Annotated in this window: 13 protein-coding genes; 8 read left to right on the top strand and 5 right to left on the bottom strand. The window is 63.8% G+C overall.

Going from position 1 to position 15,355, the window contains the following annotated elements:
- The first annotated feature begins 51 nt into the window (after positions 1 to 51).
- Positions 52 to 852, top strand: coding sequence for a short-chain dehydrogenase/reductase (locus tag CFE28_13360; protein OYU70894.1), 801 nt, complete (start codon positions 52 to 54; stop codon positions 850 to 852).
- A gap of 499 nt (positions 853 to 1,351) precedes the next feature.
- Here the strand turns inward: CFE28_13360 and CFE28_13365 are convergent, their stop codons facing one another.
- Positions 1,352 to 2,371, bottom strand: coding sequence for a ketol-acid reductoisomerase (locus CFE28_13365; protein OYU70895.1), 1,020 nt, complete (start codon positions 2,369 to 2,371; stop codon positions 1,352 to 1,354).
- 161 nt (positions 2,372 to 2,532) lie between these two features.
- The gene (locus CFE28_13370; protein ID OYU70896.1) at positions 2,533 to 3,258 is read right to left on the bottom strand and encodes a hypothetical protein; all 726 of its coding nucleotides are present in this window, start codon (positions 3,256 to 3,258) and stop codon (positions 2,533 to 2,535) included.
- A gap of 225 nt (positions 3,259 to 3,483) precedes the next feature.
- Between CFE28_13370 and CFE28_13375 the strand changes: the two genes are divergently transcribed.
- From CFE28_13375 to CFE28_13400, 6 genes are all read left to right on the top strand, one after another.
- Positions 3,484 to 4,323 carry a thymidylate synthase gene (locus CFE28_13375; GenBank protein OYU71709.1) on the top strand — a complete coding sequence of 280 codons (840 nt, stop codon included), beginning with the start codon at positions 3,484 to 3,486 and terminating at the stop codon, positions 4,321 to 4,323.
- Positions 4,324 to 4,353: 30 nt separating this feature from the next.
- Positions 4,354 to 5,292 carry a hypothetical protein gene (locus CFE28_13380; GenBank protein ID OYU70897.1) on the top strand — a complete coding sequence of 313 codons (939 nt, stop codon included), beginning with the start codon at positions 4,354 to 4,356 and terminating at the stop codon, positions 5,290 to 5,292.
- Positions 5,293 to 5,349: 57 nt separating this feature from the next.
- Positions 5,350 to 5,868 (top strand): dihydrofolate reductase, encoded by a 519-nt coding sequence (locus CFE28_13385; GenBank protein ID OYU70898.1) that lies wholly within the window; start codon positions 5,350 to 5,352, stop codon positions 5,866 to 5,868.
- A 105-nt stretch (positions 5,869 to 5,973) separates the two neighbouring features.
- Positions 5,974 to 6,885, top strand: a complete 912-nt coding sequence (locus CFE28_13390) for a gluconolaconase (GenBank protein ID OYU70899.1) — start codon at positions 5,974 to 5,976, stop codon at positions 6,883 to 6,885.
- Positions 6,878 to 7,306 carry a globin gene (locus tag CFE28_13395; protein ID OYU70900.1) on the top strand — a complete coding sequence of 143 codons (429 nt, stop codon included), beginning with the start codon at positions 6,878 to 6,880 and terminating at the stop codon, positions 7,304 to 7,306. The genes CFE28_13390 and CFE28_13395 overlap by 8 nt, the downstream gene beginning before the upstream one ends.
- A 59-nt stretch (positions 7,307 to 7,365) precedes the next feature.
- Positions 7,366 to 8,976, top strand: a complete 1,611-nt coding sequence (locus CFE28_13400; GenBank protein OYU70901.1) for an acyl-CoA synthetase — start codon at positions 7,366 to 7,368, stop codon at positions 8,974 to 8,976.
- 42 nt (positions 8,977 to 9,018) lie between these two features.
- Here CFE28_13400 and katG read toward each other — a convergent pair whose 3' ends face one another.
- Entirely contained in the window at positions 9,019 to 11,211 is a 2,193-nt protein-coding gene (katG, locus tag CFE28_13405; protein OYU70902.1) for a catalase/peroxidase HPI, read from the bottom strand.
- Between the two features lie 126 nt (positions 11,212 to 11,337).
- The gene (locus tag CFE28_13410; protein OYU70903.1) at positions 11,338 to 13,119 is read right to left on the bottom strand and encodes a hypothetical protein; all 1,782 of its coding nucleotides are present in this window, start codon (positions 13,117 to 13,119) and stop codon (positions 11,338 to 11,340) included.
- Between the two features lie 76 nt (positions 13,120 to 13,195).
- Here CFE28_13410 and CFE28_13415 point away from each other — a divergent pair, with 76 nt between their 5' ends.
- Positions 13,196 to 14,152: a hypothetical protein gene (locus CFE28_13415; protein ID OYU70904.1), complete on the top strand. Its 957-nt coding sequence runs from the start codon at positions 13,196 to 13,198 to the stop codon at positions 14,150 to 14,152.
- A 39-nt stretch (positions 14,153 to 14,191) separates the two neighbouring features.
- On the opposite strand, the gene CFE28_13420 is transcribed toward CFE28_13415, so the two are convergent.
- Positions 14,192 to 15,292 carry a 12-oxophytodienoate reductase gene (locus tag CFE28_13420; GenBank protein ID OYU70905.1) on the bottom strand — a complete coding sequence of 367 codons (1,101 nt, stop codon included), beginning with the start codon at positions 15,290 to 15,292 and terminating at the stop codon, positions 14,192 to 14,194.
- Between the last annotated feature and the right edge of the window lie 63 nt (positions 15,293 to 15,355).

Raw genomic sequence — 15,355 nt, forward strand, 5'->3', positions numbered from 1 at the left:
TCAAATCCGATACGTGAACTCGTAGGGTTCGCGTCGGGATAGGACAGGAAAATGGCGGGGTCAAAGAGGGTTTTGGTTACCGGAGCCGGCCGGGCCATCGGGTTCGCGACCGTTCAGGTCCTGGCCCAACGGGGTCACAGGGTTATCGCCACCGCCCGCGACACATCGACCTTGTCAGCCCTGGAGGGTATCGAGGTCTGTCAGCTGGATGTCACCGACCAGGCGTCAGTCGACGCCTGTCTGGCTCAGGCCGGCGAGCTGGATGCTATCGTCAATAATGCGGCCCTCGCAAGAACAGGGCCGGCGGAAGACTATCCCCTGCAGGGCTTCCGCGACATGTTCGAGACCAACGCCCTGGGCGCCCTGCGGATCATTCAGGCCCTGCTGCCGAAATGGCGCGAGCGGGGATCGGGCGTCATCGTCAATGTCTCCAGCGTCAATGGTCAGGTCGGGTCACCTATGGAAGCGGCATATGGTGCGTCGAAGTTCGCCCTTGAGGCCATCACAGAGGCCCTACATTACGAGGTCCGCCACTTTGGCATTCGCAGCGTCATTATCCAGCCAGGCTATATCGCGCCGGGCATGAAGCCGAGCGGTCGCCACGACGGCCCGCCCGCCTATGCCGAACTCTGGGCCCAATGGACTGGCGCTGACGGCAAGATGCTTGGCACAGGCGGCAGACCCGGGCCGGAGATCGTTGGAGAGGCTATCGCGAATGCTATCGAGGACCCTGCGACCCCGCTACGGGTTCCTGTTGGGGCCGACGCCAAAATGATCCTCGGCGCCCGCCGAGCTATGGATGATCAGGCCTTCGAAGCGGCCATGCGCCAAGTTCTGAAGCTGACTTGGTAGGGAAAGTCGTAGAAATGGAAGTCAGGCGCGGCGCAACACGAATAGCGTTCCTGATTGGTCGGTTGGCGATAAAAGTTCCAACAACTCGGACTTGGAGGCAGTTTTTAAGAGGCCTTCTAGGCAACATGGATGAGGTGGAATTCTACCAGAATGATCCAGTTGGCCTTTGCCCGGTAGTTTTCCATGTTCCGGGCGGCATACTTGTCGCAATGCGACGCGCTCGTCCCCTGACCGACGCAGAGTGGCATACAATCGAGTGGCAAGAGCCAGATGTGTTTTCAGGGGGCCTAAAGGTCCGCATTGAGCACAAGCGATCCTCATGGGGCGTAGTAGCCAATCAACTTGTCGCCGTAGACTATGGTGGGCCAGGGTAGCTGGACGTTTTGACCGATCAATTGAAGTCGTGCGATCGCTTTGATGAACCCGGTGAGACTCTGAAAACAAAAAGGGCCCGGACCGAAGTCCGAGCCCTTTTCTAATCCGTGAGGTCTGTCGTCGCCTAGTTGCGGGCGGTGTCGACCAGCTTGTTCTTGGCGATCCAGGGCATGAGGGCGCGGAGACGGGCGCCCACTTCCTCGATCTGGTGCTCGGAGCCGCGACGGCGGGTGGCCTTGAAGCTGGGCGCGCCGACGGCGTTTTCCTGCATGAAGTCGCGGACGAAACGGCCCGACTGGATGTCTTCCAGAACGCGCTTCATTTCGGCCTTGGTGTCCGGGGTCACGATGCGCGGGCCGGTGACGTATTCGCCGTACTCGGCCGTGTTGGAGATCGAGTAGTTCATGTTGGCGATGCCGCCTTCATAGATCAGGTCGACGATCAGCTTCACTTCGTGCAGGCACTCGAAATAGGCCATTTCCGGCGCATAGCCGGCTTCCACCAGGGTTTCGAAGCCGGCGCGGATCAGCTCGACCAGGCCGCCGCACAGGACGGCCTGTTCGCCGAACAGGTCGGTTTCGCACTCTTCGCGGAAGGTGGTCTCGATGACGCCTGAGCGGCCGCCGCCAATGGCCGAGGCATAGGCCAGGCCCAGATCATGGGCGTTGCCCGTCGGGTTCTGGTGGATGGCGATCAGGCAGGGGACGCCGCCGCCCTTCTGGTACTCGCCGCGCACGGTGTGGCCGGGGCCCTTGGGGGCGATCATCAGCACGTCGATGGTCGACTTGGGCTCGATCAGGTTGAAGTGGACGTTCAGGCCGTGCGCGAACAGCAGGGCTGCGCCATCGCGGATGTTGGGGGCGATCTCTTCGTTGTAGATGCCGCGCTGCAGTTCGTCGGGGGCCAGGACCATGATGGCGTCGGCCCACTTGGCGGCCTCGGCGACGCTCATGACCTTCAGGCCGTCAGCTTCAACCTTCTTCGCGGTGGCCGAGCCGGGACGCAGGGCGACCACGACATTCTTGGCGCCGGAATCGGTGAGGTTCAGCGCATGGGCGCGACCCTGGCTGCCATAGCCTACGATGGCGATCTTCTTGTCCAGGATGCGGCCGAGGTCTGCGTCGCGATCATAATAAACGCGCATGTTTCTTCTCCTGAAGACAAGGGGAGCCGCGATCCGCGCAAGAGCGGGGCAGCAAAGGCGGGGCTATGGAGGGGAAAATTGCGCATTCGTCAAGCCAAAGCCCCCGCCAAATGTGCATGGCGGGGGCCCTGGAGACCGTTTGGAAGGCGGTTTAGCGCGCCTTACCAGAAGACGTCATAGACCACGCGGTGGACCCTGCCGGTGTAACGGTCGATCAGCAGGGCGTCGTCGCCAACCCGGACCCACTCGGAGCCGACGGGCGGGCGCGGCAGTCCATAGCTCCACCATTGGCCAATCCGGTAGTCCTGCGCCCACCAGGATCTGGGCAGGAGGTCGCCGAAGATCCAGCTGTGGGAGTAATAGCCAACCGGCGGACGGTAGTTCCAGCCGTGGTAGCGGTTCTGGCTGCGCCAGCGCCAGTTGTCGTTGTCGCGGTTGCGCCAGCTCCAGTCACGGCGGTCGTCCCAGTCCCAGCCACGACGGACATTGCGGTCATCGCGCCAGTTGCGGTCGTTGTCGCGCCAGTTGCGGTCGTCGCCACGCCAGTTGCGGCCATCACCGCGATCGCGGTCGTTCCAGGTCCGGCGATCATCACGGCCATTGAAGCCTCGCCCGTCCATGCGATCTCCGTCGTGACCTTCCCGTCGGACGGCGACCGGCGGTGCGATGGTCGGGGGCGCGACGCGGACGGCGGGGGGTTCACCGGCGCGCATTTCGGGGCCGCGGGGCCTTTCACGGTCCCCAGGCTGGGCTGGTATGCCAGATGGGCCCCAGCGACCGTCACGGTCGCCCCGTTCACCTCTTTGTCCGTAGTCCTGGGCATGAGCCAGGCCGGCGCTGGAGGCCAGCAGGGCCAGAGCCCAGGCGGTGCGTGTGAGCACTTTCATCTTCGTTCCTCTTGTCCGGCGCGGCGACCGGTCTGAATTGCCCTCGCTGACAGGAATGACGCTTCCAACCTGAACCCGACTTGAACGTAAACACCAGTTAAGGGTCACAGCGACCGGTGATGCGTGGGGATAAAACCCCGGACCTGTGGATGCGACCTCGTCGCCCGGTTCAGGGTCGCCGGTTTTGTGGCAATCTTGGCCGAATCGCCGCCGAAGTTTCAGGTCATGAACGCCCCCGCCCTCATTTCTCCGCAGATGGAAGAAACCCACCCGGAACAGGCCTATCTGGACCTGCTGGCCGACATACTGGCCAATGGGGTCCAGCGGGGAGACCGGACCGGCACCGGGACCCTGGGGGTCTTCGGCCGTCAGATGCGATTTGACCTCAGCAAGGGCTTTCCCCTGCTGACCACCAAGAAACTGCACCGCAAGTCGATCATCCTGGAACTGCTCTGGTTCCTGCGGGGCGACACCAATGTGAAGTGGCTGCAGGATCAGGGGGTCAGCATCTGGGACGAATGGGCCGCACCGGATGGCGAACTGGGCCCGGTCTATGGCAAGCAGTGGCGGTCCTGGACGGCGCCGGATGGTCGGGTGATCGACCAGATCGCCAATGTCGTGGCGGCGCTCAAGGCCAATCCCGACAGCCGCAGGCACATTGTCTCGGCCTGGAACCCGGCCGATGTCGACGATATGGCCCTGCCCCCCTGCCACTGCCTGTTCCAGTTCTATGTGGCCAATGGGCGCCTGTCCTGCCAACTCTACCAGAGGTCGGCGGATGTATTCCTGGGTGTGCCGTTCAACATAGCTTCCTACGCCCTCCTGACGGTGATGATGGCCAAGGTGGTCGGTCTCGAGCCCGGAGAGTTCGTCCACACCCTGGGTGACGCCCACCTGTACCTGAACCATCTGGATCAGGCGCGGGAACAGCTCCAGCGCCGTCCATATCCGTTTCCGACCCTTGAAATTGCCGACAAAAATGACCTGTTCGATTTCGCCTACGAAGACTTCAAGCTGCGGGGATACAAGGCCCATGAGAAGATAGCTGCGCCCATCGCGGTCTAATTCTCTACTCCTGGTCGCAATGAACTGGACTTGCTGGCCTGGAGCCGGTATCCGGATGCCACTTCTGAATTCCCGAGACTCGACAAGGTGAACCCTACCCCCCTCCTCTACAGGTCAGGTTCCCGGCTTGCCGGAGCCTACTTCTCCGACAGCGGCTGCCTGCTGACAGCTACCCTGAACGAGGATCTGGGCCCGTGCATCATCTACACCGCCATTGTGGCGTCCAATGTCGGCGGCCCGGACAACATCGCCGTATCCAATGCCCGTTGGGATGACCTGATCCAGTTTCCGGTGTCTGTGTATCGCATGGCGCAGGATCTGGGCCTGCCCTACGAGACGGTCCGCAGGTACGCCGCGAAGCTGCTCGCCAGGGGCCTGATCGAACGTTCCAGTGAAGGCCTGATCGCCCGTCATGAGGGCCTGAGTGAGCCTGCCATTGCCGGCATGCTGACGGAATTCTCAGGCATGACTGTGAAGATGCATTCCAGCCTGCAGGCCATGGGCGCCAACCTGACCACCCAGGGAAAAATCGCCAGCCCGGCTCATGAGCGGCGCATCTCAGCCATGTCGATCCACTACTTCCTCAAGGGGGTGAAGATCGCCACGGAAACCCTGCGGGTCGATCCGGTTCCGGCCATGATCCACTTCACCATCCACCGGGCCAATCTTGCGCATCTGGACCCCCTGCCCGGATCAGAGGTGCTGGACTCGGCCCATGTCCACCTGGACGCTGCCCGCAAACCGGTTTCGGTCTTCGCCGTCGCCCGCAACCTGAACCTTCCTTACGAGACTGCCCGCCGGCACGTGTCGCGACTTTCCAAGCTCGATCTGGTGCGGCGACAGGGGGAGGAAGGCTTTATCGTCCCCAGCGACCTTCTGAAGACCGAGCCCTTCGTGAACTGCGTAAAGGATACGATCCAGGCGACCTACGACTTCATGGAAGCCGCCTTTTCCCCGCGACTGCATTAGGCGCGCCGTCCGGCTCAGTTTAGACTGGTTCGGACTGACCTTCAGACCCGGACACCCATGCCCCAGCCCATACTCACCGCCGGCCCCATAGCCCGCGCCCGCAACGGCGTGATCGGCAGGGATGGCGGCCTGCCCTGGAAGCTCAAGACAGACCTGGCGAACTTCCGGGCTGTGACCATGGGCAAGCCTGTGATCATGGGCCGCAAGACCTGGGACAGCCTGCCCAAGCGCCCCCTGGTCGGCCGGACAAACATCGTCCTGTCCCGGGACGGCGCCTTCGCCCCGCCCAACTGCGTGGTCTGCGAAGAGTTCAACGAAGCGGTGTCCATCGCCAAGGAACAGGCGGAGGATGACGGCCGCGACGAGGTCTGCGTGATCGGCGGCGTCTCCCTGTTCGAAATGGCCCTGCCCCGGGCGCGACGGATCTATCTGACCGAGGTCCATGCCGAGGTGGAGGGAGATGTCTTCCTCAAAGGCTTTGACGAGAGCCAGTGGAAAGAAGTCCGCGCCCAGGACTATCCCGCCGGCGAAGACGATGACTTCGCCTTCACCCTGCGGGTTCTCGAGCGGAAATAGGGAAAATCAGGCGGCCCGACGAAAAGGCCCTTGTTTTCCCCCGGGGTGATCGGGCCATAGTGCGCGCCGCAAGAACCGGACAAACCGGGCGAGTAGAGGAAGCGCATGGACATTCAACTGATCGCCGAGGACTTCCAGTTCCCGGAAGGCCCCATAGCCATGGATGACGGCTCGGTGATCCTCACCGAGATCAAGCGCCAGACCCTCACCCGGGTGACCCCCGACGGGAAGAAGGAAATCCTGGTGGAGACCGGCGGCGGCCCGAACGGCGCGGCCATCGGCCCCGACGGCGCCATCTACATCACCAATAACGGCGGCTCCTTCGAGTGGCTGGACAATATGGGCATGACCGTTCCGGGCCCGACCCCGCCCAGCCATGTGGGCGGCATGATCCAGCGCTATGACCTGGCCACCAGCAAGCTGACCACCCTTTATACCGAGTGCGACGGACGTCGGCTGATCGGCCCCAATGACCTGGTCTTCGACAAGCAGGGCGGCTTCTGGTTCACCGACCATGGCTGCACCACCCCCGAAGGCAGAAAATTCGGCGCGCTCTATTATGCCAAGATCGACGGCAGCCATATCAGCCGCCAGCGTGACCACATTATCTCGCCCAATGGCGTCGGCCTGTCGCCGGACGAAAAGACCGTCTACGCCGCCGACACCCAGCTGGGCCGACTGTGGGCCTTTGACATTGAAGCCCCCGGCGTTCTGGGGCCCGCACCGGCCTTTGCGCCGGGTCGGGTCGTGAAGAACCTGGAAGGCTTCCAGTTGCTGGACAGCCTGGCGGTTGAGGCCGGCGGCAAGGTCTGCGTCGCCACCATCATAAATGGCGGGATCACCGCCTTTGACGAGGATGGCTCGATCGAGCACTACCCCTTCCCGGACCTGATCGTGACCAATATCTGCTTTGGCGGACCGGACATGAAGACGGCCTGGATCACGGCCTCGGCCACGGGCAAGCTCTTCCGGGCCACCTGGCCCCGGCCTGGTCTCAAGTTGAACTTCAATGCCTGATCAACGGGAACAGCTGATCATCGAGACCTTCGAGATCGCCGCTGATCTCTGCGAGGATCTGACACCTCTGGTCTATGCCCGCCTGTTCCGGGATCAGCCTGAAATGGAGCCCCTCTTCTGGCGGGACAAGAACCATCAGGTGAAGGGTGAAATGCTCAGCCGGGTGATCAGCGCCATTCTGGATTTCGCGGGTGAGCGGCACTACGCCTCGACCATGATCCAGTGCGAAGTCATCACCCACGAGGGTTATGATGTACCGCCGGAGGTCTTCGCCACCTTCTTCGGAACCGTGCGGAACACCCTTGCCGAACTCCTGGCCGGGCAATGGACCCCCGCCAAGGACGAGGCCTGGGCAAGTCTACTGATCGAACTGAATTTTTACGTCACTCATCCTGACCAGAGCCAGACCATTCCGGCCTGACAGGAAGAGGGATCCAAAGTTATTTTCACGCTGAAAGCAGCGGTTGGGGAGTGAGACATATGGGTTGGAATTTCGGCGATATCCTGGACGCGGTGGGCCCTGAACTGCCGCCCGAGGCGCCAGCCTTCATCCACGGCGAGCGCCTGGTCACCTGGGGGCAGGCCAACAAGATCACCAACAATGTAGCGCGGGCCCTGATCGCCCGGGACGCCAAGCCCGGCGACAAGATCGCCATCTACATGCGCAACCGGCCCGAATACCTGATGGCCGTGGCCGCTGGCTGGAAGGCGCGCCTGACCCACGTCAACGTCAACTACCGCTACACCCCGCAAGAGGTCTGGTACATTTTCGACAATTCCGACGCCCAGACCGTGGTCTATTCGTCGGAATTCCGTGACGCCATCACCGAGATCCGTCCGCGCCTGCCCAATGTGAAGAACTGGGTCGAGGTCAGCGACACCGGCGAGGTCGCCTCCTTTGCTGAGTCCTTCGAGGCCCTCGGCGAGGAAGGAAATGGCGGCCCCCTGGACATCGTCCGCTCCGGCGAGGACCAGTTCTTCATCTACACCGGCGGCACCACCGGCATGCCCAAGGGCGTCATGTGGGCCCACCAGGACCTGCGGGAAATCACCCTCCAGGGCGCCCGGCTGATGGGTCCGGTTCCCGAAACCCTGGAAGAGCTCGCCGCCTTCACCCGCCAGGTCGGCCCTGGCGGCCGGATCCTGCCCGCCCCGCCCCTGATGCACGGCACCGGCCTGCTGAGCGGCATGGGTGTCATGATGGCCGGCGGCTGCGTCATCACCCTGACCGGCCAGACCTTCGACCCCATCGAAATGCTGGAGGCCATCCACAAGCACAAGCCGACCTCCCTGGTCATTGTCGGCGACTCCTTCGGCAAGCCCCTGCTGAACGCCCTGAACGCCGAGCCTGGCAAGTACGACCTGTCCAGCATCATCGGAGTGGTGTCTTCGGGCGTCATGTGGAGCCATGAGGTCAAGGCCGGCATGCTGGAGCACATGCCCGGCGCCATGCTGAACGACGCCTTCTCGTCTTCGGAAGCTCTGGGCATGGGGTCATCGGTGATGACCAAGGGCCAGGAGGTCCAGACCGCCAAGTTCATGCTGGGCGGCCGCTGCAAGGTGTTCGACGAGAACGACAATCCGGTGGAACCCGGCTCGGGCGTACCCGGGATTGTCGCCATCGGCCCGCCCAATCCAGTGGGCTACTACAAGGACGAGGAAAAGTCGGCGCGCACCTTCCGGGTCATTGGCGGGGTCCGCTATTCGATCCCCGGGGACTGGTGCATTGTCGAAGCCGACGGCACCCTGACCCTGCTGGGTCGCGGCTCGGCCTGCATCAATACGGCCGGCGAGAAGGTCTTCCCCGAAGAGGTGGAAGAAGCCCTCAAGACGCATGCCTCTGTCGAAGACGCCCTGGTTATCGGCCTGCCCGATGAGAAGTGGGGTCAGTCGGTGACCGGCATTGTCCGTCTGGCTGAAGGTGCCAGCCTGGACGAGGACGCGGTCCGCGCCCACGTCCGCAAGTCCCTGGCCGGGTACAAGACCCCCAAGCGGATCTTCGTCACCACCGAGGTCATCCGAGCCAGCAATGGCAAGGCCGACTATCCCACAGCCAAGCGTATCGCCGAAGAGGCCATCGCTGCGGGTTAGAAATGCGGGAGGAGGCCCTGAAGGGCCTCCTCCCCATCTTGTTTACGCCAGGTCGAAGCGGTCTGCGTTCATGACCTTGGTCCAGGCGGCCACGAAGTCGCCGTAGAACCGGTCAGCAGCGTCATCCTGGGCATAGACCTCGGCGATGGCCCGGAGCTGCGAGTTCGAGCCGAAGGCCAGATCAACCCGGCTGGCGGTCCACCGGACCGAACCTGTCGCCGCATCGCGACCCTCATACCGATTACGGGCGACCGGGGTCCAGGTGACGGACATGTCCACCAGGCCCGTGAAGAAGTCATTGGTCAGGACGCCAGGACGGTCCGTGAAAACGCCCTCGGCGGCGGCGCCGTGATTGACGCCAAGCACCCGGAGACCGCCAACCAGCACCGTCATTTCCGGAGCGCTGAGACCCAGCAGCTGGGCGCGGTCCACCAGCTGGGCTTCCGGCGGCAAGCTGAAGGCCCGGGCCTCATAGTTGCGGAAGCCGTCGGTCAGGGGCTCAAGGACTTCGAAGGACTCGATGTCCGTCTGTTCCTGGGTAGCGTCAGTCCGGCCCGGGGTGAAGGGGACCACCAGCGGATGGCCGGCCTTCAGGGCAGCGGATTCGATGGCGGCGCAGCCCCCCAGGACGATCAGGTCGGCCATGGAGACCTTGCGGTCGCTGGCGCCATTGAAGGCCGCTTGAACCCCTTCCAGCACTGACAGGACCCGGGCCAGTTGATCGGGCTGGTTCACCGCCCAGTCCTTCTGGGGCGCCAGTCGGATCCGGGCGCCATTGGCCCCGCCCCGCTTATCGGACCCGCGATAGGTGGAGGCAGAAGCCCAGGCGACACTGACCAGCTCGGACACGGTGAGGCCAGACACCAGGATCCTGGCCTTCAGGTCGGCGATGTCGGCGGCATGGATCGGCTCTTCAGTCTGAGCCGGAACCGGATCCTGCCAGATCAGCACCTCGGCGGGGACTTCCGACCCGAGATAGCGGACCCGGGGACCCATGTCCCGGTGGGTCAGCTTGAACCAGGCCCGGGCGAAGGCGTCGGCGAACTCGGTTGGGTTCTGATGGTAACGACGGGCGATGGGCTCGTAGATCGGGTCGAACCGCAGGGCGAGGTCGGCCGTGGTCATCATCGGCGCATGGCGCTTTGACGGATCATGGGCGTCGACGACCATGTCCTTTTCAGCGACATTCATGGCGCGCCATTGATGGGCGCCCGCCGGGCTCTTCACCAGTTCCCATTCATGGCCGAACAGGGTGTCGAAATAGCCATTGTCCCAGGTGGTGGGATTGGGCTTCCAGGCGCCCTCGATGCCGCTGGTGATGGCGTCGCCGCCCTTGCCCGTGCCGTGGGTGGAGATCCAGCCCAGCCCCATATGCTCGACTTCAGCGCCTTCCGGCGCCGGCCCGACAAGAGCAGCGTCTCCGGCGCCGTGGGCCTTGCCGAAGGTGTGGCCGCCAGCCAGAAGGGCCACCGTCTCCTCGTCATTCATGGCCATCCGGGCGAAGGTCTCGCGGATATCGCGGCCCGAAGCAACCGGGTCAGGATTTCCGTTGGGGCCCTCGGGGTTCACATAGATCAGGCCCATCTGTACGGCGGCCAGGGGGCTCTCCAGCTCACGATCGCCGGAATAGCGGGTGTCGCCCAGCCAGGTATCTTCGCCGCCCCAGTAGATGTCCTCTTCCGGTTGCCAGACGTCGACCCGGCCACCGCCGAAGCCGAAGGTCTTGAAACCCATGGACTCCAGGGCGCAGTTGCCGGCCAGGATCATCAGGTCGGCCCAGGAAATGGCGTCGCCGTACTTCTTCTTGATTGGCCACAGCAGGCGCCGCGCCTTGTCGAGATTGCCATTGTCCGGCCAGCTGTTCAGGGGGGCGAACCTCTGCGAGCCGGATCCCGCGCCGCCACGACCGTCCGAGGTGCGGTAGGTGCCGGCGCTGTGCCAGGCCATGCGGATGAAGAGGGGTCCATAATGACCCCAGTCCGCCGGCCACCAGGCCTGGGACTTGGTCATCAGGGCGACAAGGTCAGCCTTGACCGCCTTCAGGTCCAGGCCCTGGAAGGCCTTGGCATAGTCAAATTCGTCGCCCAGCGGATTGGAGGCCGGAGCGTGCTGGTGGAGGATGCTGAGGTTCAGTGCATTGGGCCACCAGTCGCGGTTGGACCTGCCTGCATGGGTGGCTGCGGCTCCGGCGCCGTGCATGACCGGGCAACCGCCTGCCCTGTTGTTCGCGTCCATGGGTTTCTGCCTTTCAAGCCAGTGAACATCTCGTTCTGAGACGTCAAACTAGCGAAGGCAGATGCATAGATAAAATCAGATGTTTCTTTAGTTGGAATAGATTTTGTCTATTCCAACTAAAGCGCCTCAGTCCTCCGCCGCCATATAGGCGTCGAGGGTCTGGTGGTAGTGGCGGATGCGGCTCTCCTGGTATTGCGCCAGGACCACGGTCGGCCGGCTGGAGGCCCGCAGTCCCTTCTGGATCCGCATCAGGTTTTCCGTGTCCTGATCGGCGACAATGGCGGCCGATCCCAGTTCACGCGCTGTCGCCCAGGGCTCATCTGGCCCCAGCAAGCGGATCTCGGCGGGCGCAGGATGGCTGCCGTCCGGCGCCTTGGCGAACAGGAACATGATCTCCATGACCGACTGCTCGGGATTGTCGCCATAGGGCCGGAACCGGTAGCAGACCGGCAGGGACTGACCGCCCCAGGGCACCATGTTCGGAAACAGCAGGTACTCGATCAGGTCGAGGGACTCGGTGTCGGACAGCGTCGACAGGTCATTGCCGGTTGACCGGCCGATCTTCTGACGGGCGCGCTCGGCCAGTTTGGCGCGGGGCGTCTCGCCGGGACCAACCTCGATCGGCTTTCCGTCATAGAAGGGCATGTCCCGACGCATGTGCTTGATGACGGTTTCGTCGGAGACATCGCTCATGGAGGGGCTTGGCACCCCCTGAACACTGATCATCCGGTTCACATGCCGCACACCAGGCCAGACGTCGTACTGGGTGTTCTGGTCGCCATAATAGGCCAGGACCTGGGGGTGGGCGCTGGGGACATGATAGCTCTCGATGAAAGCCTCCATGGCCAGCTTCCAGTTGCAGGGCATGATCTTGGCCACATGGGCGGCCTTGTAACGGTCCTCCAGGGCGAAGGCCTTGAAGTGCTCGGGCAGGATTTCGAGATAGCTCTCCAGGGGTTCGCAGTCCTGGTCGAAATTGACGAAGACAAACCCGCCCCAGACTCCCACCCGCGCCTCCGGCAGGCTGTAATCCTTGCCTTCCACCTGCGGAAAGTCCCAGGCGCCCGGCAGGTCCGTCAGCTTGCCCTGCAGGGACCAGGTCCAGCCGTGGAAGGGACAGCGGAACTGTTTCACACAACCGCCCTGGGTGCGCAGCAGGGTGCCCCGGTGCAGGCAGGAATTCACATAGGCGCGGATCTCGTCGGGTCCGGTCCGCACCACGATCAGGCTGTCGTGGACGATCTCGTAGACCACATGATCACCGACATCGGGGATTTCCTCCACCCGACAGGCCAGCTGCCAGGTCTTGCGCCAGACCTTCTCCACCTCGCGGTCATGCCAGGCCTTGGAGAAATAGCGCTCGGAGGTGACGTCCTCGGTTCCCAGGTCGAGGGGCGACTCTTCCAGCATGACGGCAGGGGCGGGATTGACGTCCTGACTAAGGACGTCCTGCACGGATGGACCCGGCCGCCCTACCGGAAACTTCAGCTGCACCATGGTGATCTCTCCGATTGCCTGTCGTCCCCCGAAGAGTGCATATGTTACTCTCTCTATGCAACCAGACTCTTGGAGCGCCCCATGTCGAACCTGACTCCCCGCCCCCTGATGACCCTCAAGCTGGATGTAGCCTTTGACCGAATGCTGGATTTCGGTGTCGGGCCCCAGGGACGTCGCCGGATTGCTCCGATCCTGGGCGGGCGGTTCGAGGGCGAGCGTCTCAAGGGCGAAGTCCTGCCCGGCGGCGCGGACTGGGTGATCAACCGGCCCGACGGCGTCATGGTGATCGATGTGCGCATCGCCCTGAAGACCGAGGACGATGTCCTGATCTACATGACCTATCAGGGACGGTTCCTGGCGGAGCCCGAGGTCATGAAGCGCTTCAACCGCGGCGGCCAGCTGGAGCCCCACGAATACAGTCTGCGGGTCTCGGCGAAGTTCGAGTGCGGGAATCCGGCCTATGCCTGGCTGAACGACACCGTGGCCCTTGGCGTCGGCGAGCAGACACCGGCCGGGCCGATCTACACCTTCAGCGACCTTGGCTGACCCCACGCGATCTGCAGCCCGACCGGCGCCGACTGACCCGCAGTCCGTCACCGCCGTGCTGACGGCCGTCCGACAGGCCGCAGATGTGATCTGCGATCGCTGGTCCCTGACCCTGATCCTGGCCGCCTTCCACGGTGCGACGCGCTATGGGGAGTTTTCCCGGGACACCGGCATGGCGGACCGGTTGATCGCCGACCGCCTCAAGGGTCTTGAGCAGCAGGGCATTTTTGCGCGCGAGCTCTACAGCCGCCGTCCGCAGAGATACGGATACCGACTGACGCCCATGGGTCGCCAGACCTCTGAAATCTTCCGCCAGATGGTCCGGTGGCAGGTCAATTCTGACCTCCCGCCCGACCCCACGCTAGTGTCCTGGGCCACACCCTTAGCCGCTAGCCTGGCTTGCCCGGGCTGTGGGCAGATCCTGACGGCCCGGGACATTGATCTGCGGCTGGTTCCCGGACTTCTGAGGCAGATCCCCGACAAGCAGGTCGCCAGGCGGCGTTCCACCCTGCCCGCAGGATCAGGTCCCATGGGCCTGGGCCCCAGCCTCGACATCTTTGGCGACAAGTGGGGGATAGAGGTCCTGATCTGCGCCTTCATGCGCCTGCGCCGGTTTTCGGACATGCGGGCAGCCACGGGCATGGCTGCGAACATACTCACGGACAGGCTGGCCCGACTTTCAGACCTGGGCCTGCTGTCGAAGTCAGATGCGGGTTACCGGCTGACCAAAAGGGGACTTGATCTCTACGGCGTCACCGTCGCCATCCAGGACTGGGCCGACGCCTGGCTGGAGCCGCGATTCAGATCACCTGTGAGGCTCATGCACAGAAGCTGCGGCGGTGTGTTCAGCCTGCCGCCCGTCAGTCCCCCACTGGGATGGGAGTCTCGCCAAGGCTGAAAGCGCCCCCGGCCTGTGGCCGGAGGCGCCGGTCAGGTCCTAGCTGAGCGTCGCCATGGCCGAGGCGTCGAAGTTCATCAGTTCGTCCGTGCGGCCTTCCTTGACCTTCAGGGCCCAGAGCGGGTCCTGCAGCAGGGCGCGGCCGACGCCGACCAGGTCGAAGTCGCCCCGGTCGAGCATGAAGATCAGCTTGTCGAGGCTGGCGGGCTTGGAGGCTTCACCGGCATAGGCGGCGATGAATTCACCGGTCAGACCCACCGAGCCGACGGTGATGGTCGGCACGCCGGTCAGCTTCTTGGCCCAGCCGGCGAAGTTGAGGTCCGAGCCTTCGAATTCCGGCTCCCAGAAGCGGCGCTGCGAGCAGTGCAGGATGTCGGCGCCGGCGTCGGTCAGGGTCGTGAGCCAGGCTTCCAGGGCCTTGGGGTCTTCGGCCATCTTCACGGTGAAGTCCTGCTGCTTCCACTGGCTGATCCGGATGATCACCGGATAGTCGGGGCCGACGGCCTTGCGCACGGCGCGCAGGATGTCTGCGGCGAAGCGGGCGCGGCCCGGCAGGTTCTTCGAGCCATAGGCGTCTTCCCGGGCATTGGTGCCGTCCCAGAAGAACTGGTCGATCAGATAGCCATGGGCGCCGTGTAGCTCGATGGACTCAAAGCCCAGGGCCTTGGCTTCGGCGGCGGCGTCGGCGAAGGCGCGGATGGTGTCGGCCACCTCTTCCTCGCTCATGGGCTCGCCGAACTGCTTGCCGGGGCTGGAGAGACCCGAGGGGCTGTCATAGCCGCCTTCCGGGTTCCAGCTCGGATCACGGGAGCGGACAGCGCCGGTGTGCCAGAGCTGAGGCGCCATGGCGCCGCCCACCGAATGGACCTCATCAATGACCCGCTTCCAGGCTTTGAGCTCGGTCTCACCGTGGAACCGCGGCACATTGGCGTCGTTCAGGGAGGCGGGGCGGGAAACGCCGGTGCCTTCCGAGACGATCAGGCCGACCTCGGCCGCCGCCCGGCGCTTGTAGTACTGGGCCACCTCTTCGGTCGCCACGCCGCCGGGGGACTTGGACCGGGTCATGGGCGCCATGACAATCCGGTTCTTGAGGTTCAGGCCCTTGAAGGACCAGGGTTGGAAAAGCGCGTCGGCAGCCATGGGGGATCCGTCAAACAGTTGTTCGTGTGGAGGGTGGATAAAGCACGGCGGGCCGCCGCCGTC

The organism is Alphaproteobacteria bacterium PA2 (genome assembly GCA_002256425.1).
In the GTDB taxonomy this organism is placed as follows: Bacteria; Pseudomonadota; Alphaproteobacteria; order Caulobacterales; family Caulobacteraceae; genus Phenylobacterium.